Consider the following 18616-nt stretch of genomic DNA (forward strand, 5'->3'; position numbering starts at 1 on the left):
CCACCTTGCCAGACTCGGCAGCCGGAACGTCCAACCCTTGAGAGGAAAGATTGCAGGCCTGCCCCCGAAAGGGCTGCCTTGAAATGGTGGTGGAGAGGAGGAGGATCGAACTCCCGACCTTCGCATTGCGAACGCGACGCTCTCCCAACTGAGCTACCCCCCCACTAAGAGGAAAGAATTATAGCAACAAGGTCTTAGCTGTCAAAAAGACAACGTCTTCACGACACCCGGAAATAGCTGACGGTCTGGCGCAACTGGTCGGCCAAACCTTCGAGTTGCTCGGCCTCGGCGGCATTGTTCTGCATGGTGGCGTTGGTTTCCTCGGCCATGGAGGCAATGTGCTCCACATGTTTGGCAATGTCGGTGGCGGTGGTGGCCTGCTCGGTGGTGGCCAGGGCCACATCCCGCACCTTGCCGAGGGAATCCAGGGCCTGGCGATGGATTTCGTCGAGCATGGCAGTGGCCTGGGTCGCCAGTTCCAGCCCCTTGTCCACCTGGGGCGCGGCCGTCGCCATGGCCTGCACGGCGGTCTGGGTCTCCTCCTGGATGGAGTCGATCATCTGGGCGATTTCCGTGGTGGCCTTGGCGGTCCGCTCTGCCAGCTTGCGCACCTCATCGGCGACGACGGCGAAACCCCGGCCCTGTTCGCCGGCCCGGGCTGCCTCGATGGCGGCGTTCAGCGCCAGCAGGTTGGTCTGATCGGCAATCTCCTTGATCACATTGGCGATGCCGCCGATCTCCTGGGAGCGCTGCTGCAGCAACTGGATCTGCTCCGACGAAGTGGCCACGGTGCGGGAAATGAGCTCGATTTCCTGGGCCGCGTTCTTCACCAGACCGGCCCCCTCCTCCGCCAGGGCGGCGGTCTGGGAGGAGTTTGCTTCGGTCTGGGTGGCGATTTCGGAGACTTCGCTGATGCTCACCGTCATCTGCTCGATGGAGGCGGCCGAGGCCGAGGTGGACTGGGCCTGGTTGTGGGCCGCGACGCTGGTTTCCCGGGCCGCCACCGACACATGCTCGGCGCCGGAAGAGAGGCGGGAAGCCATGCCGTTGATGTCGCCGAAAATGTTGGCCAGCTTCTGTTGCATGGTCTGCATGGCAGCCAGAAGACTGTCGGGGGAACTGTACTCCACCGGCCGTACCAGATCGCCTTCGGCGATGTGGCGGACCACTTCCACCGCGTAGGCCGGCTCACCTCCCAGCTGGCGCAGGATGCTGCTGTTGATCAGCCAGGAGATGACAGAAAGGATAGCCAGGGTAATGACCACCATGATGCTGAACAGCAGGGCCTGCTGGCGGAATACGGCATTGACGTCATCGACGTAGATACCCGATCCCACCACCCAGCCCCAGGCCGGAAATTCGGCCACGTAGGAAATTTTCGGCGCCGGCTGGTCGAAACCCGGTTTCGGCCACAAATAGTCCACAAAGCCCTTGCCGCTGGCCTTGACCACGTTTTCCATTTCCTGGAAGAACAGCTTGCCGTTAGGGTCCTTCAGGGCGGCCTGGGACTTGCCTTCCATATCCGGCTTGATGGGATGCATGAGCATGACCAGGTTGCGGTCCTGAACCCAGAAGTATTCCTTGCCGTCGTAGCGGACGTTGCGCAGGGAATCCATGGCCTGGCGCTTGGCCTCTTCCTCGCTCAGCTTGCCGGCCTGCTGCTGCTTGTGGAAATAGTCCACCACCCCCAGCACCGACTCCACCACATTGCGGGTCTTGAGGCGGCGGTCTTCCATCAGGTTGTCCCGCAGGACGTAAAGGGAAAATATCCCGACCGCGAGCAGGCCAAGCACCACCCCGGCGAAGAAAATCATCAGGCGCGTACGCACCTTGATCCGTTCGAAATTAAACATTCGACCCCCTGACTAGAAGCCCCTCTGCGGGGGCCGCAACACGAACCGTTGAACCACCATCGGCGCTCCGGCGCCTTTTTTTCATGGTGGCAGAAAAAGTAAAAGGGGCCAACAAGTGCCGGCCCCCAGGAATCACTCGCCCGAACCGAAGGCGGCCCGCCGCAGACGGTCGGCAACCGCCGCCCAGGCCGGGCCTTCCGGCAACGCCTCGACCACGATGGTGTCGGCACCGGCGCCATCCAACTCCCGCAGGGCCCCATAGAAGCCGTGGGCATAGCCCGCCGGATCGGCCGGCAGCATCTTCCACACATGGGGCATGCCCGCATGGGGTGGCTGACTGTGGCAGATGACACCGCAGAAGCCGCCGCGGTGGCGCACCACGTTGAGAAAATCGAGAAGACGCTCCCGGGCCACCACTTTGAGCCGGGTGCGGGGGGCGTAATGGGCTTCCAGGGTGCCGGAGGCCCGGGGCACGGCGCCCAGGGGCTTTTCCGGCCGGACACCGATGACGGTCTCGATCTGCTCCGGGGTGATGTGGCCGGGCCGCAGCAGCCGGGGGACACCGGAAGAAAAATCGATGATGGTGGATTCGATCCCCACCGGGCAGGCTCCGCCGTCCAGGATAAAGGGCACCCGCTCGCCCAGTTCGTCGGCCACATGCTGGGCGGCGGTGGGGCTGATACGGCCGAAACGGTTGGCCGAAGGGGCTGCCACACCGCCGCTGCCACCGGCCTGGGCAAAGGCCCGCAACAGCGCCAGGGCCACCGGATGGCCGGGCACCCGCAGCCCCACCGTGTCCTGGCCGCCGGTCACGGCATCGGGCACCCAGGGCTGCTTTTTCAGAATCAGGGTCAGAGGACCGGGCCAGAAGGACTCAGCCAGCTCCCAGACGGCATCGGGAATATCTGCGGCCCAGCGTTCGATCCAGTCGTGTCCGGGCAGATGGACGATGAGGGGATGATCCGCCGGACGCCCCTTGGCGGCGAAGATCTTGGCCACCGCCTCCGCATTGGAGGCATCCGCCCCCAGACCGTACACCGTCTCGGTGGGAATGCCCACCAGCTCGCCGGCCTGGAGCAGTTGCACCGCCCGGTCGATATCGGCCGGGCTGGGCGGGCAGGCGGAAATGGCGGCGGCTTGCATCAGGATTCCGGCGCCCCTTTTACTCGTCCCGGATGCCGATGGCGGCGCGGGCCGCCATCGCCGCCTGCTGCACCTGCACCGGGTCTTCGCCGATGACGGTGAAGTGGCCCATCTTGCGGCCCGGGCGGGCGTGGTGCTTGCCGTAGAGATGCAGCTTCAGATTGGGTACCGCATAGAGCTTGGACCAGTCCGGCTCCCGGTAATGCTCGACCCCATCCTTCTCTTCGTACCAGATGTCGCCCAGGATATTCACCATGACGGCGGCGCTGTGGGCCCGGGCTTCACCCAGGGGCAGGCCGCAGAGAGCCCGCACCTGCTGTTCGAACTGGTCGGTGACGCAGGCATCCAGGGTGTAGTGGCCGCTGTTGTGGGGCCGGGGCGCCATTTCATTGACCACCAGCCGGCCGCGGGAGATGAAGAACTCCACCCCCAGAGTGCCGATGTAGCCCAGCTTCTCGGCGATGCGCTCGGCGATTTCCTGGGCACTGTCGGCGGTGCAGGCGGAGGCCCGGGCAGGGACGATGGAGACATCCAGGATGCCCTTGCGGTGCTGGTTCTCGCCCACGGGGAAGCAGGCCACCTTGCCGTTTTCATCCCGGGCCAGGACCACGGAGACTTCGTAATCCAGGGGCAGCTTCTGCTCCAGCACGCAAGCCTCGCCCTTGAAGCCGCGGAAGGCGGCCAGGGCCTCCTCCCGGCTGTTCACCACGGCCTGACCCTTGCCGTCGTAGCCGAAGCGGGCCACCTTGAGAATGCCCGGGAACAGGCCGGCACTGGCCGCCTCCAGGTCGGCCTCGCTGCGGATGGCGGCGAAGGGGCCGTGGGGCAGGCCGTTATCCTGGAGGAAGGTCTTCTCGACGATGCGGTTCTGGCAGACGGAAACAGCCGCCGCAGCGGGACGCACCGGCAGGAACTTGGCCAGGTAGTCCAGGGTGTCGGCAGGAACGTTCTCGAATTCGGTGGTGATGGCGGCACAGCCCTGGGCCAGTTCGTCCAGGGCGGCATAGTCGTCGTAGGCGGCCGCCAGATGGCGCTCGGCGATCTGGCCGGCGGGACTGTGGGGATCCGGGTCCAGGACCCAGACCTTGTAGCCCATTTCGTGGGCGGCAGAAACGAAGAAGCGGCCGAGTTGGCCGCCGCCGAGCATGCCCAGGGTGGCGGGAGGCAGGATCATGGCCATGGTTTCCCGGTCTCCGCTCACACTTCCGGCAGCTTCATGGCCAGAACCTTCTCGCTCTGGGCCTGACGGAAATTGGCCAGCTTCTCGGCCAGCTCCGCATCATGGGTGGCCAGCTGGGCCACGGCGAAGAGGGCGGCGTTGGCGGCACCGGCTTCGCCGATGGCGAAGGTGGCGACGGGAATGCCCTTGGGCATCTGCACGATGGAATAGAGGGAGTCCTGGCCGGAAAGGTGCTTGGAGGGCACGGGCACGCCCAGCACCGGCACGATGGTCTTGGAGGCCAGCATGCCCGGCAGGTGGGCGGCACCGCCGGCACCGGCGATGATGGCCTTGAGGCCCCGTTCGGCAGCAACGGCGGCATAGTCGAAGAGCAGGTCCGGCGTGCGGTGGGCGGAAACGACGCGGGCCTCGAAGGGCACGCCGAATTCCTTGAGCATGACGGCGGCCGCCTGCATCACGGGCCAGTCGGAATCGGAACCCATGACGATGCCGATCACGGGGTGCTTGGGCTGGTTCATTGCGCTGCCTTTCGCTCGGCGGCCTCGATGGTGTTGGCCAGGAGCATGGTGATGGTCATGGGGCCGACGCCGCCGGGCACCGGAGTGATGAGGGAAGCCACTTCCTTGCAGGAATCGAAATCCACGTCGCCGCACAGCTTACCGTCGGGCAGACGGTTGATGCCCACGTCGATGACCACGGCGCCGGGCTTGATCATGTCGCCGGTGATCATGCGCGGACGGCCCACGGCAGCCACCACGATATCGGCGCGGGAGGTGTGGAACAGCAAATCCTTGGTCTTGGAATGGCAGATGGTGACGGTGGCGCCCGCATTGGTCAGCAGCAGGCCCATGGGCTTGCCGACGATGTTGGAGCGGCCCACCACCACGGCTTCCTTGCCGGCCAGGTCCACGCCGCCCTTTTCGAACATCTTCATGACGCCGTAGGGAGTGCAGGGGATGAAGCGGGGATTGCCCTGGGCCAGGGCACCCACGTTCTCGGCGTGGAAGCCGTCCACGTCCTTCTCGGCGGAAATGGCCTCGAGCACGGCTTCTTCGTCGAAATGCTTGGGCAGGGGCAGTTGCACCAGGATGCCGTGCACCTTGGGATCGGCGTTCAGTTCGGCGATCTTGTCCAGCACCACCTGGGGATTCACATCCTTGTCGTAGGTGATCTTCTCGGAATACAGGCCCACCTTCTCGCAGGCATTGACCTTGTTGCGCACGTACACCTGGGAAGCGGGGTCTTCACCCACCAGAATGACCACCAGGCCGGGGCGGTGGCCCTTGGCCGTCAGGGCTGCGACGCGGGACTGGAAGCTTTCGCGCAGCTCCTGGGCCAGCGCGTTGCCGTCGAGAATTTGTGCCGTCATGGATTTCTCTGCCAACAAAAAAGAAAAGGGGAAAGGCGAATGCCTTTCCCTTTGAATTGCCGCAATTTTATCAGAACCCCGGGGAGAATGGACCCTCCCCCGGATCGCGGCCTGCCCGAGGCTCAGGCCAGAGCCGCTTCGGCAGTGGCGGCCACCGCGGCCCGACCGGCGGCAAAGGCCTTGCGGTTCTGCTCCACCACCTTCTCGCCCTTACGGGCGAAGCGCTGCAGGATGCAGTTAAGCAGGATGTCGGCGGAGAAGGGCAGATGGTCGGCCACCGCCCCCAACATGACCGTGTTGCCGAGACGGATGTCCCCCAGATCCTTGGCGATGGCCATGGCGTCGAAGGCCACCACGCGGCAGCCGGAATCCTTCATGGAACCGACGGGATCCGCGGGGTAGTCGTAGAGCCCCAGGTCCACCACCGGCGGGGTCAGCTGGGCGGTGTTCATCAGGGCGATACCCTCGGGTACCAGCATGTGGCGCCAGCGCATGGCCTCGGCCGCCTCGAAACCCAGCAGCACATGGGCGGTGCCCGGGGTGATCTGGGGCGACAGCACCTTGGGGCCGAAACGCAGATGGGACGAGACCACGCCGCCGCGCTGGGCCATGCCGGCCACTTCGGTCTTCTTCACGTCGTGGCCCAGGGCGATGGCTGCCTCGGCCAGGATTTCCGTGGCCGTCATGACCCCCTGGCCGCCGATGCCGACAACAAGAATATTGGTCGTTGCAATGCTCATGGCGCGCTCTCAGTGCTTCTTGAGGATGTTGATGGGCACCACCGTCTCCGCATGGACGATGGCATCGGGGGCGCAGGGCTGGACGCAGAGGCCGCAGCCGGTACAGGCAGCAGTCTCGATGCGCACGAAATTGAGGTCCACTTCCCGGCCGTTGGGCTTGATGGCCTTTTCCCGCCGGGTGACGTGGATCGCCGGGCAGCCCACTTCGACGCAGTTGCCGCAGCCGGTGCATTTGTCGTCCATGACCGTGAAGGGCTTGAGCTTGTGGTAGGCCTCGGTCAGCACGCAGGGCTGGTCGGTGATGATGACGGAAGGCTCGGCCACCTTGACCTCCTCGCGGATGGCCTTGAACAGCACCGGCAGCTCGTAGGGGTTCACCTTGTGCACCCGCTCCGGCTTGACGCCCAGGGCCTGCACCAGCTTGACGAAATCCACCCGCGGCGCTTCGTTGCCGTGGATGTCCAGGCCGTTGCCCGGGTTGTTCTGGCCGCCGGTCATGCCCACGGCCCGGTTGTCCAGCAGCAGCACGGTGACGTTGCCCTGGTTGTAGACGATGTCCAGCAGGCCCTGCATACCCATGTGCAGGAAGGTGGAATCACCGATCACCGCCAGGATGCGCTTGTCCTTGTCCGACTCGCCCCGGCCCTTGTCCAGGCCCAGCGCCACTCCCATGGATGCCCCCATGGAAATGCACGTATCCAGGGCATTCCAGGGGTGGCCGGCCCCCAGGGTATAGCAGCCGATGTCGCCGGCGATGGTGATGTTGCGCACCTGAGACAGGGTGTAATAGACGCCCAGGTGGGGGCAGGCCACGCACATGGTGGGCGGCCGCGGGAACACCTGCATCGGCGCCACCGCGGTGACGGCCGGCACCGGTTCGCCGCGCAGCTTGGCGATGGCGGCCTTGAGCACGGGCGGCGCCAGCTCGCCGATGCGGGGCAGGATGTCCTTGCCGTGCAGGGCGATGCCCTGGGCCTTCAGCTCGGTTTCCAGCAGGGGCTCCACCTCTTCCACCACCACCACTTCGTCGCACAGGACCGCCAGTTCGCGGCACTTGTCGATGGGTGCCGGGCAGGAGAAGCCGAGCTTGAGCACCGGTGCCTCGGGGAAGGCTTCCTTGACGTGCATGTAGGCGGGGCCGGAGGTGATGAAGCCGAGGCGGCGGTCGCTGCCGGCCTCGATCACGTTCAAGGGAGAAACCTCGGCCTCGGCCTTGAGAGCGGCTTCCCGCTCGAACATCAGGGGCAGGCGGCGGGCGGCGCCGGAGGGGGTCATCACCCAGCGGGCCGGCTCCTTCTTGAAACCGGCACCCACATGCTCCTGACGTTCGCCCACGGTGACCAGGGCCTTGACGTGGCAGATGCGGGTGGTGAGGCGCAGGATCACCGGCACCTGGAAGCGCTCGGACAGCTCGTAGCCGAGCTTGGTCATCTCGTAGGCTTCCTGGGAGTCGGCGGGCTCCAGCACCGGCAGGTGGGCGAAGCGGCCCCAGTAGCGGGAATCCTGCTCGTTCTGGGAGGAGGAGAGGCCCACGTCGTCAGCCACGGCGATCACCAGACCGCCGGCGACGCCGGTCAGGGTCAGGGTCATGAGGGCGTCGGAGGCCACGTTCATGCCCACGTGCTTCATGCAGCAGAAGGAGCGGGAACCGGCGTAGGCCGCGCCCACCGCCACTTCCAGGGAAACTTTTTCATTCACCGACCACTCTGCGTAGAGGTCCGGATAGGTCGAAATGACTTCCAGCATTTCCGTCGCCGGCGTGCCCGGATAGGCCGCGGCAACCTTGACACCGGCCTCCCAGACGGCGCGGGCAACGGCTTCGTTGCCGGACATGAGCAACCGGCTCTGGGCCGGCACGGGCGCAATAGCGGCCATGTTGTCTCCCCCTGCTTTGTTTCAGGTGTTGATAAAGCGGGGGATGTTAACAGGCTCCATACGGTGGCGTCTTGACACAAGTCAACGACACGGAGGGGATAGATGCCTGAAAACAATGACTTCTGGCCATGAAAAAGGCATGCATTGCAGTCGCTTTGAAAATGCATCGCATTACCCGGTAAACCCCCTAGTTTCGGCAACCGGATTTGCGTATTACCATTGGTCCCACCGCGAAAAACGTGAAATAGTTGGCACAGGAGACCCGGAATGAATAATGCACCGCAGCAAAAGAGTGCGTTCTGGCAGTTGTACGAAAATATAGAAAAAACCTTCTTCAATTCACTTTCGAAGAAACTGTCCAGTTTTCTGCTGCTTTTCTGCGTAGACCTGGGTTATCTGGGCGTCTATTTCTACCAGCAAAACACCATCCAGCAATTGCTGCATAGCGGCAATGCCAGCCCCGAACTGCTCGCCCGCATCGGCGCCAGCCTGGATAGCGGCCTCTACATCATGGGCGGGCTGACCCTGTTGGCCCTGGTCATGAACATCGGCCAGATCCTCTACCTGCGCCATCTCATCGTGCGGCCGGTGAAGGTCATCACCGGCATCTTCAACGAGATCGCCCGGGGCGAAGGGGATTTCTCCCGGGACCTGCCCCTCATCACCCAGGACGAATTGCGGGAGCTTTCCGCCGGTTACAACCGCTTTGCCGAAAAGATGCGGCAGATCATCGGCGAAGTGCGCAAGATGTCCGTCAGCATCGCCCGGGAGGCGGTGCTGGTGAAGGCCCGGGTCGAGGACACGGTAAAGAGCGCCCGGGAACAGGTACGCCTGACGGAGACCGTGTTCACCGCCAGCAGCGAAAGCACCCGGGCCATCCAGGACGTTTCCGGCAGCACCCACGCCATTTCCGACTCGACCCACGGCAACCTGGACATCGCCCGGCAATCCCTGGGCGAGATGCAGGACATCGCCGGCAAGATCAACGCCGTCAGCGACAAGGTGACCCGTTTCAACCAGACGGTGGACGACCTTTCCCACCGCTCCGAGAGCGTCAAGCAGATCGCCGCCCTGATCCGGGACGTGGCCGACCAGACCAACCTGCTGGCCTTGAACGCCGCCATCGAGGCGGCCCGTGCCGGCGAGGCGGGCCGCGGCTTCGCCGTGGTGGCCGACGAGGTGCGCAAGCTGGCGGAGCGGGTGAACAAGGCCACCGCCGAAATCGCCGGCAACATCAACGGCGTCATCACCCTGGTGGAAAACACCCGCAGCGAAAACGACGAGATCAACGCCGACGTGCTGCAGACCCGGGAGGTGGTGAGCCGCTCCGCCGAGCAGTTCCAGCGCATGGTGGGGGATTTCGAAGGCACCAGCGAAAAGCTGCTGCAGATCGCCGCCGCCATGGAGGAACTGTCCGCCACCAACGAGCAGGTACATGAGAACGTGGACGGCATCCACCGCCTCTCCGGCAGCGTCGCCCAGCACATGGAGGAATCGGAACAACGCACCCTGGAGCTGGCCCAGGCCACCGAAGCAGTGCAGGAGCTGGTGTCCCGCTTCAAGATCGGCGCCGGCGCCTTCGACCAGGCGGTGGACCGCACCCGCCGCTTCCGCGACGACCTGCAGGCCGAACTGGAAGCCATGGCCAAGCGGGGCATCAACATCTTCGACCGCAGCTACCAGCCCATTCCCGACACCAACCCGCAGAAATACAAGGTCAGCTGGGGCGACACCTATGCCCAGACCTGCCAGGGCCTGCTGGAAAGCTGTCTCAAGGACATCCCAGGCTGCGCCTTCGCCGTGGGCATGACCAGCGACAGCTACCTCTCGGCCCATAACCTGAAGTACTCCAAGCCCCTCACCGGCGATTACGAGACCGACCTGGTGGGCAACCGGGTCTGCCGCAAGTTCGAGCGCCCCTCGGAACTGCGCTCCGCCGCCAACACGGAACCCATGCTGCTGCAGACCTACCAGCGGGATACCGGCGAAGTGCTGTGCGACATCGCCATGCCCATCTACGTCGGCGGCCGCCATTGGGGCAACGTGCGGGTCGGGGTGCCGGCCGACGCCCTGCTTGCCACGTGAGAAGCCGGAGCCGCCCCGGGTTCGCGCCCGGGGCGCCCAATTCCCCGAACCTGATCCAGGACAAAGCCGGGCGAACTTAGTCCGGCGACAATGTGCCACCGACCTGCCGAAGGAAAGCCATGACCAAGACTCCCCTCCTCGCCGCCGCCCTGCTGGCCCTGGGCGCCCAACTGGCCCACGCCGCCCAGCCCCTGCCCGCGGTGGATGTTTACAAGAGCCCCTACTGCGGCTGTTGCGGCCAGTGGGTGGAACACATGCAGGCCGCCGGGTTCACCGTGCGCAGCCACAACGTGGACGACGTGCCCGCCGCCCGCAAGCAGCTGGGCATGCCGGACAGCCTGGGTTCCTGCCACACCGCCCGCATCGGCAACTACGTCATTGAGGGCCATGTGCCCGCCGCCGACGTCCAGCGCCTGCTCAAGGAAAAGCCCAAGGCCGTGGGCCTGGCGGTGCCGGGCATGCCCCAGGGCGCCCCGGGCATGGAAACGGCCCGACCCCAACCCTACGACACCCTGCTGGTGAGCAACGACGGCCAGACCCGGGTCTTCGCCCGGCACTGAGCCGAGCCCGCCGGGAAATAGCAGAAAACAGCAGCAAACAAAAAAGGGGCCGATGGCCCCTTTTTCAATGGTGATGCTCCGGCAGGAGCTAGTCCGGCCGCCCCATGGCGTCGCGGATGGCCTGCTTCGTGTTCTCCTGGTGGATGATGAAGAAGGCGACGATGGTGGCCGGCAGCCAGCCGATCAGGGTCACCTGCAACACCAGGAGGACGATACCCACCATGACGCGGCCCTTCAGCATGACCGCCAAGAAGGGCAGGAACAGGGCCAGGATGTAGGACATGGCTCAGCCGCCGGCGCGGGGTGAGGTGCTCTGCTTGGGATCCTGCTGCTGGCGCAGGTCCAGATCCTTGGCCTGGGCATCGCTGATGATCTCCAGCACATTCACCACCTTGCGCACGCCGGCGGTGGTGCGAGCCACCTCGATGGCGGCCTTGGCCTCGCGCTCGGTGACCATGCCCAGCAGGTACACCACGCTGGCTTCGGTCACCACCTTGACGTGGTTGGCGGAGAAGCGCTGGGCATCGATGAAGCGGGCCTTCACCTTGGAGGTGATGTAGGCATCGTTGCTGCGGGCGGACAGGGAACTGATGCCCGCCACCTGCAGGTCGTTGGTGACGCCGGCCACATTGGGCACGGCGGCGACGATCTGCTCGGCCTGGGCCTTGGCCTCCTCGCTGATCGCTTCGCCCGTCAGCAGCACCTTGCGGTTGTAGCTGGTGACATTGACGTGGAGCTTGTCCTTCAGCTGGTCGGAGAGACGGCTGGCAGCCTTCACCTCGATGCCCTCGTCTTCCACATAGGTGCCGGAAGAGCGGCGGTCGGTGGCCATCAGCACGCCGGCGGTGACGCCGCCGGCAACCACGGGGAAGCAGCCCTGCAGGGTCGGCACCAGGGCCGCCAGCAGCAGGGGCAGGGCGATACGGGATTTCAGGGACTTCATCATTCTTCAACTCCCAGCAAGAGACAGTCGATGCCGTCGCAGATGCAGTGGATGGACAGGAGATGGACTTCCTGAATGCGGGCGGTACGGTCGGCCGGCACGCACAGGTGCACATCGCCCTCCCGCAGCATTTCGCCGATCTTGCCGCCGCCCTTGCCGGTCAGGGCCACCACCCGCATGTCGGCATCGTGGGCAGCCTGGATGGCTTCCATGACGTTGCCCGAATTGCCGGAGGTGGAGATGGCCAGCAGCACGTCGCCGGAGCGGCCCAGGGCCCGCACCTGCTTGGCAAAGATGACGTTGTAGGCGTAATCATTGGCGATGGCGGTAAGGATGGAGCTGTCGGTGGTCAGGGCGATGGCCGCCAGTTCCTGGCGCTCGGCCTCGAAACGCCCCACCAGCTCGGCCGCGAAGTGCTGGGCGTCGGCGGCGGAACCGCCGTTGCCGCAGGCCAGGATCTTGCCGTCGTTCACCAGGCAATTGACCATGGTTTCCACCGCTTCGGCGATGGGGGCGGCCAGCAGTTCGACGGCGTCCAGCTTGGTCTGGGCGCTGTCCTGGAATTGCTGGCTGATGCGGGAAATCAAATCCATAGTGGTTTGAGGCAGTTGCGTTGGAAAAGTGAGGGCCATTCTAACATGGGGCCTTCGCCGCCCCGGGGTAACGGCTTGTAACGGGTGGGGGCGCAGCGGCGGCACGTATTGTCGCCCCCGGGCGAGAGGGCTAGACTTCACCCCCCGCTCAGCCCCGGTGCCCTGCATGGCCGACCAGCCCCTCGCCTCTCCCCCCGCCCCAGCCCCTTTCCGCGAACCTTTGGTGTTCGTGGACCTGGAGACCACCGGCGCCAACCCGGTGCGGGACCGCATCACCGAAATCGGCATCGTCGAGGTCTCGGCCGCCGGCGTGACCCAGTGGAGCAGCCTGGTCAATCCGGGCATTCCCATCCCGCCCTTCATCCAGGGCCTGACCAACATCAGCGACGAGATGGTGGCCGACGCGCCGCCCTTCGCCGACCTGGCCGAAGAGGTGCTGGGGCGCCTCAAGGGACGCCTTTTCGTGGCCCACAACGCCCGCTTCGACTACGGCTTCCTCAAAAACGAATTCCGCCGCCTGGGCCTCAAGTTCCACGCCACCGTGCTGTGCACCGTCAAACTGTCGCGCAAGCTGGAGCCCCAGCACCACCGCCACAGCCTGGACGCCCTGGTGGAACGCCACGGCCTCTACGACGAGCACCGGCACCGGGCCCTCTCCGACGCCCGCCTGATCCACCAGTTCTGGGACCGCCTGCACGGCAAGTACGCCCCCGAACCCATCTGGGCCGCCGTGGAGACCCTGACCCAGCGCCCCAAGCTGCCACCCCACCTGCCGCCGGAAGCCCTGGACGACCTGCCGGAACTGCCCGGTGTCTATCTGCTGTACGGCCAGAAGGCGGACGGCGAGCCTCTCTACATCGGCAAGAGCAGCAACCTGCGGCAGCGGGTCTTCTCCCACTTCTCCGGCGACCAGAAGGACGCCCGGGATACGGCCATGGCCGCCCAGGTATACCGGGTGGAATGGCGGGAGACCGCCGGCGAACTGGGCGCCATGCTGCTGGAGGCCAAGCTGCTGCAGGCCCACCGCCCCAGCCTCAACCGGCACCAGAAGAAGGGCGGCGAGCTGTGCGCCTGGCAGCTGGTGCAGGAGGCTCCCGGCGACTTCCGTCCCCGCCTGGTGCTGGCCGACGAACTGGACTTCGGCCGCAGCCCGGACCTCTACGGCCTCTTCAACTCGGCCAAGGAAGCCCGCAACAGCCTGAAGAAGATCGGCGACGCCCACCACCTGTGCCACGTCCTCCTGGGCCTGGAGAAGCAGCGCCCGGGCAAGCCCTGTTTCGGCCACCAGATGCACAACTGCAAGGGCGCCTGCTGCGGCAAGGAAAGCCTCAGCCAGCACAGCGCCCGCCTGATGGCGGCCCTGGCCAAGCTCAAGGTGAAGGAATGGCCTTACGCCGGCCCCATCGGCCTGGTGGAAAAGGACGACTTCAGTTCCACCACCGACCTGCACGTGGTGGACCATTGGGCCTACCTGGGTACCGCCCAGCGGGAAGAGCAGGTGTGGGAAATCCTGCAGCAGCAGGGCAGCCGCCCCGCCGCCTTCGACCAGGAGACCTACCGCCTGATCAACAAGGCCATCGCCCAGGGGGCGGTGGAGGTCCGGGAACTGACGCCGCCCGTGCAGCCGGCATGAAAAAAGGCGCCCGCGGGCGCCTTTTCTACGACTGGGCCGCAGGCCTCACATGGTCAGCCAGCCCCGGGCTTCCGGCTGGAAGGGCAGGTCGGCAATGATCCAGCGGCCTTCGCTCCAGCCTTCCATCTCCAGGCGCACCGGGTCGCCGACGCGCAGGCCGAAAATGGCCGAACCGAGGGGGCACAGCACCGACCAGCAGCCCTCGTCCGGATCGTGGTCTTCCGGATAGACCAGGGTCACTTCCCGGCGGCGGCCGCTGTCGGCGTCGCTCAGCACCACGGTGGAATTCATGGTCACCAGGTTGGGCGGGATGGCTTCCGGCGGCACCGGGTTGGCGGCCCGCAGACGGCGCAGCACGGTGCCGGCGGAAACGTGGATGCTCTGGTCCCGCAGGTAGAGGCGTTCGATCAGCCCCACCAGGCGCTCCTGGTCCAGGGCGGAAATGATCAGGGCTCCCGGGGCGGGGGAAATCTGGGCGGTTTGGGATTGGGGCATGGCAGCTCCTCACGACAGGCCGTCCGGCTCGAGGGTCGGCGCGGCAACAAACAGTAAAAATCGGGGAATGGGGTACAGGGTGAAACCGGCAACACGCCCGGCAGCGGCCGTCTCGGCAGCGCTACCGGGCCGGCGGGAGACAGGCCGGGAAACGCCGGCCGCCCCACCCGGACTGCACCGCCGGCTGCCGCGCAGCCGCCATCCGGGCCTCGCCACGGCGGGCGCCCCGGAAGAAAATGGCGGCAAAAAAAGCTGACGGCATGATGGCTGCACCAATATGGGGCACAAAGATGATGGCGCCAGTCTAGCCCAACCCCTGGCCGGGGGTAGTCAGCCAAGCACTTACGTCGATATACGGACTATTCGGTGCCAAACTCCGCTTCAACACGCTGCAACAGCCAGCGCCCGTCGTTGGCCAGCAGTTCGCCTTCGCCCATCTGGCTGCGCACGATCAACCCTTCCACCACCACCATGGCGCAGCGGGCCGCCATGGGGGCCCGCTCGCCCAGGCGGGGGGCCAGCCACTCGGCCAGGAGGCGCTGCAGGTCATCCTTGTGGGCCCGGGCAATGGCGGCGACACCGGCGATGCCCTCCCCCACTTCCGCCACCGCGTTGATGAAGGCGCAGCCCCGGTAGTCCGGCTCCGCCGCCCAGGCCAGCAGGATGTCGACAACGGCGGCCAGTTCCGGCGGCCGGGCCGCCAGACGGGCCTGGAAGCCGGCCAGCCAGCGCCGGTGACGCCCTTCCAGGTAAGCCCGGATGAGGTCGTCCTTGGCCGGGAAGTGGCGGTAGAAGCTCATCTTTGCCACGCCAGACTCGGCAATGATGCGGTCGATGCCGACGCCCCGCAGGCCGTGCTGGTAGAAGAGCCGGGAAGCGGTTTCCAGGATGCGGGCCCGGGCCCCTTCCGGGTTGGGATCGTCGGACGGGGCCAGCAGTGTGTCGGACATGGGCACTCCAGGAAGCGGTGGCTGAAAAACGGAATGGTGCCACATTGACAGACAGATCTGTCTTGCACAATATACAGACCTGTCTACATCAATCCCCGAGGAATGCCATGCTCCCGTTGTCCGCCGCCAAGGCGCCGCCCGCGCCACCCCTGGCCTATATCGCCATTTCCATGCTCGGTGCCGCCGTGGCCATCGGCAGCATCGCCGGACTCAGCCTGTGGAGCGGCACTCCCTGGCTCATGGCGCCCTTCGGCGCCACCTGCGTGCTGGCCTTCGGCCTGCCCGACAGCCCCCTGGCCCAGCCGCGCAACATCGTCGGCGGCCATCTTCTGGCCACCGCCGTCGGCCTGGCGGTGCTGCATACCCTGGGGGACGGCTGGCTGGCCTCGGCCCTGGCGGTGGGGCTGGCCCTGGGCCTGATGCAATGGACGCGCACGGTGCACGCCCCCGCTGGCGCCAATCCGCTGCTGGTCCTGGCGACCAAGCCGGCCCTGGGCTTTCTCTTCAGCCCGGTACTGCTGGGCGCCCTGGTCATCGTCGCCTGCGCCCTGGCGGTCAACAACGCCCGGCAGCGGGGCAGCTATCCCAAGTACTGGTATTGAGGCCGGAGGCGGCCAGGGCCGGGGCACCTGCCCCGCGCCTGGCCGGCCCGCGGCGACAGAGGCCCTATTGCCGCTGGGGCAGCTGGATGGACTGGGTTTCCAGGAAGTCCTCCACCCCGTGGCGCCCCAGCTCCCGGCCGTAGCCGGACTGCTTGAAGCCGCCGAAGGGCGCCAGCAGGTTGAAGAAGGCGCCATTGATGTCCACCTGGCCGGCCCGCAGGCGGCGGGCGAAGGCCAGGGCCCGGGCTTCCTCGGCGGACCACACGGCAGCCGCCAGGCCGTAGTCGGTGCCGTTGGCGATGGCCTCGGCCTCCGCCTCGTCCCGGTAGGTGAGGATGGCCAGCACCGGGCCGAACACCTCCTCCCGGGCCAGGGCGGCATCGGGCCGCACCCGGCCGAACACCGTGGGCCGCACGTAGTAGCCGGTGGGCAAGCCTTCCGGCGCGGCGCTGCCGCCGCACAGCAGCTCGGCGCCGTCGGCCACGGCCTGCTCGATCATGGCCCGCACCCGCTGCCGCTGCAGGCCGGAAACCAGGGGACCGAGACGGCTGCCCTCCGCCAAGGGATCGCCCAGGGTGTAGGCCGCCGCGGCCTGCACCGCCAGGGCAGCAGCCTCGGCGTAACGCTCTTGCGGCACCAGCAGCCGGGTCAGGGCCGAGCAGGCCTGGCCGGAATTGAGGAAGCAGCCGGCCACCGTGCCCTTCACCGCCGCCGCCAGATCCGCATCCGGCAGCACCACGGAGGCGGACTTGCCGCCCAGCTCCAGGGACACCCGCTTCACCGTGGCCGCCGCCACCGCCGCCACCCGTTTGCCGGCGGCCGTACTGCCGGTGAAGGAGACGGCCGCCAGGGCCGGATGGGCGGCCAGGGCCTCGCCCACCACCGGGCCGTAGCCGGTGACCAGATTGAAGACGCCGGCAGGCAGGCCCGCCGCCTCGATCACCTCGGCCAGGAGAAAGGCGTTGAGGGGCGCCACTTCCGAGGGCTTCAAGACCACCGTGCAGCCGGCGGCCAGGGCGGCGCCGACCTTGGCGGCGATCTGGTGCAGGGGGAAGTTCCAGGGCGTGATGCAGGCCACCGGACCGGTGGGCACCTTCAGCACCAGGGACTGACCGATGCGCTCCTCGGCGAAACCCTCGGCGGCGATGCGGGCGCAGGCGGCGAAGGTGAAGATGGGATTGCCGGCCTGAACCCGGGTGGCCAGTTTCACCGGCATGCCCACCTCGCTGGCGATGAGGCGGCCCAGCTCATCCTGTCGGGCCTTGAGGCCATCGGCGATCTTCTGCAGGAAGGCGCCCCGCTCCGCCCCGGAGAGGGCGGCCCAGGCGGGAAAGGCGGCCGCCGCGGCCCGGGCTGCCCGGTCGGCGTCGGTGGCCGTGCCTTCCGGCACCCGGGCGATGACCGTCTCGGTGGCCGGATTCTCCACGTCGATGAAGGCGTTGCCGTCGGGGGCGACCCACTGGCCGCCGATGTAGAAACGGGAATGCTGCTGCATGGGGAAGTCTCCTCTTCTGGTTTTCTGGCGTGGGCCCGACGGGGCCGATCGGGGCAGACGCGCGCCGGACCCACTCCCGGATTCTAAGGCAGGGCGGAGCCGGTGCAGGAAGTGGCAAGGGCAGCAGCGAAGCATGCCGCCAGGAGGCAGGAAGGACGGCCATCCCGGGCATGGCATGGCGGAGATGGCCGCCGTTGCTGGCTCCCAGGCCATCGCCTGCGGCAGGCCGGCCCGGGCTTCAGCAAGGCCAGATCAGCGCGCGACCAGGGCCGCCAGTTCCGCCGCATCGAAGCCGGCCGCCCGCCGCGCCTCCAGGTTGAAGGGCCCCCGCACCTTGGGGGCGCCGTAGCGGGCCGCCAGTTCAGCCTCCGCCGCCAGGGGCTCCAGGCCCCGCTCGCGGCAGACGTGGCGATACCAGCGGTTGCCCGCCGCCACATGGCCGATCTCGTCCCGCAGGATGACATCCAGGATCGGGCCGGCGGCGACCTCCCCAGCCTGCACCAGCTTGTCGCGGATGCCCCGGTTCACATCCAGCCCCCGGGCTTCCATGGCCCGGGGCACCAGGGCCAGGCGGGCCAGCACGTCGTCCGCCGTCTTCTCCGCCATGTCCCACAGGCCCCGGTGGGCCGCAAAGTCGCCGTAGGCGTAGCCCAGGGTGCGCAGGTGATCGTCCACCAGGGTGAAGTGCTGGGCCTCCTCCCGGGCGATGCGCAGCCAGTCCCGGTAAAAGTCCTCGGGCAGATCGGGGAAGCGCCAGACGATGTCCAGGGCCAGGTCGATGGCGTTGAACTCGATATGGGCGATGGCGTGCAGCAGGGCGGCCCGTCCCTCCGCCGTGTGCAGGGAACGGCGCGGCACTTCGGCCGGCGGCACCAGCGCGGGCCGCGGTGGCCGCCCCGGCAGGGGCGCGGAAGGCACAAGCCGCAGGCCCGGCGCCACCGGCCCCGCCGGATCGAGGGCCAGCACCGCCGCCACCTTGGCGGGCACGGTATCGAGCATCAGGGCGGCGAGGGCTTGCTGGCGGAGCATGGGAAAAAAGGGTTAAGGAAAGACCGGAATTCTCTCATCAATTGGAAAAGCGCACTTGGCAGTTCCCCCTG

At 66.7% G+C, this 18616-nt stretch carries 18 protein-coding genes and 1 tRNA gene; 4 read left to right on the forward strand and 15 right to left on the reverse strand.

From position 1 onward, the window contains the following. Positions 1 to 87: 87 nt before the first annotated feature. From AC3QLZ_RS07130 to AC3QLZ_RS07165, 8 genes are all read right to left on the reverse strand, one after another. A tRNA-Ala gene (locus AC3QLZ_RS07130) sits at positions 88 to 163 on the reverse strand. A 55-nt stretch (positions 164 to 218) separates the two neighbouring features. Continuing rightward, a complete protein-coding gene (locus AC3QLZ_RS07135; RefSeq protein WP_014235214.1) occupies positions 219 to 1853 on the reverse strand; it encodes a methyl-accepting chemotaxis protein in 1635 nt (544 codons plus the stop codon). Between the two features lie 132 nt (positions 1854 to 1985). Beyond that, positions 1986 to 2996 (reverse strand): L-threonylcarbamoyladenylate synthase, encoded by a 1011-nt coding sequence (locus AC3QLZ_RS07140; RefSeq protein WP_014235215.1) that lies wholly within the window; start codon positions 2994 to 2996, stop codon positions 1986 to 1988. Positions 2997 to 3015: 19 nt separating this feature from the next. Further along, positions 3016 to 4170: a 5-(carboxyamino)imidazole ribonucleotide synthase gene (locus AC3QLZ_RS07145; protein ID WP_014235216.1), complete on the reverse strand. Its 1155-nt coding sequence runs from the start codon at positions 4168 to 4170 to the stop codon at positions 3016 to 3018. 23 nt (positions 4171 to 4193) lie between these two features. Next, a complete protein-coding gene (purE, locus tag AC3QLZ_RS07150) occupies positions 4194 to 4694 on the reverse strand; it encodes a 5-(carboxyamino)imidazole ribonucleotide mutase (RefSeq protein ID WP_014235217.1) in 501 nt (166 codons plus the stop codon). Next, a complete protein-coding gene (gene folD / locus AC3QLZ_RS07155) occupies positions 4691 to 5545 on the reverse strand; it encodes a bifunctional methylenetetrahydrofolate dehydrogenase/methenyltetrahydrofolate cyclohydrolase FolD (RefSeq protein WP_014235218.1) in 855 nt (284 codons plus the stop codon). Before folD ends, purE begins: the two co-directional genes overlap by 4 nt. Before the next feature lie 122 nt (positions 5546 to 5667). Beyond that, positions 5668 to 6285, reverse strand: coding sequence for an indolepyruvate oxidoreductase subunit beta (locus tag AC3QLZ_RS07160; protein WP_014235219.1), 618 nt, complete (start codon positions 6283 to 6285; stop codon positions 5668 to 5670). Positions 6286 to 6294: 9 nt separating this feature from the next. Next, the gene (locus AC3QLZ_RS07165) at positions 6295 to 8160 is read right to left on the reverse strand and encodes a thiamine pyrophosphate-dependent enzyme (RefSeq protein WP_014235220.1); all 1866 of its coding nucleotides are present in this window, start codon (positions 8158 to 8160) and stop codon (positions 6295 to 6297) included. Between the two features lie 267 nt (positions 8161 to 8427). On the opposite strand from AC3QLZ_RS07165, the gene AC3QLZ_RS07170 reads away from it, so the two are divergent. Beyond that, positions 8428 to 10245, forward strand: coding sequence for a methyl-accepting chemotaxis protein (locus tag AC3QLZ_RS07170; protein WP_014235221.1), 1818 nt, complete (start codon positions 8428 to 8430; stop codon positions 10243 to 10245). A 119-nt stretch (positions 10246 to 10364) separates the two neighbouring features. Then, on the forward strand, positions 10365 to 10805 hold the full coding sequence (locus AC3QLZ_RS07175) for a DUF411 domain-containing protein (RefSeq protein ID WP_014235222.1): 441 nt from the start codon (positions 10365 to 10367) through the stop codon (positions 10803 to 10805). An 88-nt stretch (positions 10806 to 10893) separates the two neighbouring features. Here AC3QLZ_RS07175 and AC3QLZ_RS07180 read toward each other — a convergent pair whose 3' ends face one another. The 3 genes from AC3QLZ_RS07180 to AC3QLZ_RS07190 are packed head-to-tail and all read right to left on the reverse strand — an operon-like array spanning position 10894 to position 12341. Continuing rightward, positions 10894 to 11088 carry a YqaE/Pmp3 family membrane protein gene (locus AC3QLZ_RS07180; RefSeq protein WP_014235223.1) on the reverse strand — a complete coding sequence of 65 codons (195 nt, stop codon included), beginning with the start codon at positions 11086 to 11088 and terminating at the stop codon, positions 10894 to 10896. A gap of 3 nt (positions 11089 to 11091) precedes the next feature. Further along, a complete protein-coding gene (locus AC3QLZ_RS07185) occupies positions 11092 to 11751 on the reverse strand; it encodes a BON domain-containing protein (RefSeq protein WP_014235224.1) in 660 nt (219 codons plus the stop codon). Continuing rightward, positions 11748 to 12341 (reverse strand): phosphoheptose isomerase, encoded by a 594-nt coding sequence (locus AC3QLZ_RS07190; RefSeq protein WP_014235225.1) that lies wholly within the window; start codon positions 12339 to 12341, stop codon positions 11748 to 11750. The genes AC3QLZ_RS07185 and AC3QLZ_RS07190 overlap by 4 nt, the downstream gene beginning before the upstream one ends. A 166-nt stretch (positions 12342 to 12507) precedes the next feature. Between AC3QLZ_RS07190 and AC3QLZ_RS07195 the strand changes: the two genes are divergently transcribed. Beyond that, entirely contained in the window at positions 12508 to 13974 is a 1467-nt protein-coding gene (locus AC3QLZ_RS07195) for a 3'-5' exonuclease family protein (protein WP_014235226.1), read from the forward strand. A gap of 45 nt (positions 13975 to 14019) precedes the next feature. Here the strand turns inward: AC3QLZ_RS07195 and AC3QLZ_RS07200 are convergent, their stop codons facing one another. Together AC3QLZ_RS07200 and AC3QLZ_RS07205 are read right to left on the reverse strand one after the other, a co-directional pair. Next, positions 14020 to 14469, reverse strand: a complete 450-nt coding sequence (locus tag AC3QLZ_RS07200) for a GreA/GreB family elongation factor (RefSeq protein ID WP_014235227.1) — start codon at positions 14467 to 14469, stop codon at positions 14020 to 14022. Positions 14470 to 14828: 359 nt separating this feature from the next. After that, positions 14829 to 15419, reverse strand: coding sequence for a TetR/AcrR family transcriptional regulator (locus AC3QLZ_RS07205; RefSeq protein WP_014235228.1), 591 nt, complete (start codon positions 15417 to 15419; stop codon positions 14829 to 14831). A 107-nt stretch (positions 15420 to 15526) separates the two neighbouring features. On the opposite strand from AC3QLZ_RS07205, the gene AC3QLZ_RS07210 reads away from it, so the two are divergent. Then, on the forward strand, positions 15527 to 16021 hold the full coding sequence (locus tag AC3QLZ_RS07210; protein WP_014235229.1) for an HPP family protein: 495 nt from the start codon (positions 15527 to 15529) through the stop codon (positions 16019 to 16021). Between the two features lie 64 nt (positions 16022 to 16085). On the opposite strand, the gene AC3QLZ_RS07215 is transcribed toward AC3QLZ_RS07210, so the two are convergent. Together AC3QLZ_RS07215 and AC3QLZ_RS07220 are read right to left on the reverse strand one after the other, a co-directional pair. Continuing rightward, on the reverse strand, positions 16086 to 17516 hold the full coding sequence (locus tag AC3QLZ_RS07215) for an aldehyde dehydrogenase family protein (RefSeq protein WP_014235230.1): 1431 nt from the start codon (positions 17514 to 17516) through the stop codon (positions 16086 to 16088). A gap of 252 nt (positions 17517 to 17768) precedes the next feature. Beyond that, positions 17769 to 18545 carry a ferritin-like domain-containing protein gene (locus AC3QLZ_RS07220; RefSeq protein WP_014235231.1) on the reverse strand — a complete coding sequence of 259 codons (777 nt, stop codon included), beginning with the start codon at positions 18543 to 18545 and terminating at the stop codon, positions 17769 to 17771. Positions 18546 to 18616 lie beyond the last annotated feature (71 nt).

It is taken from the genome of Azospira sp. MPR-LB4 (assembly GCF_058809525.1).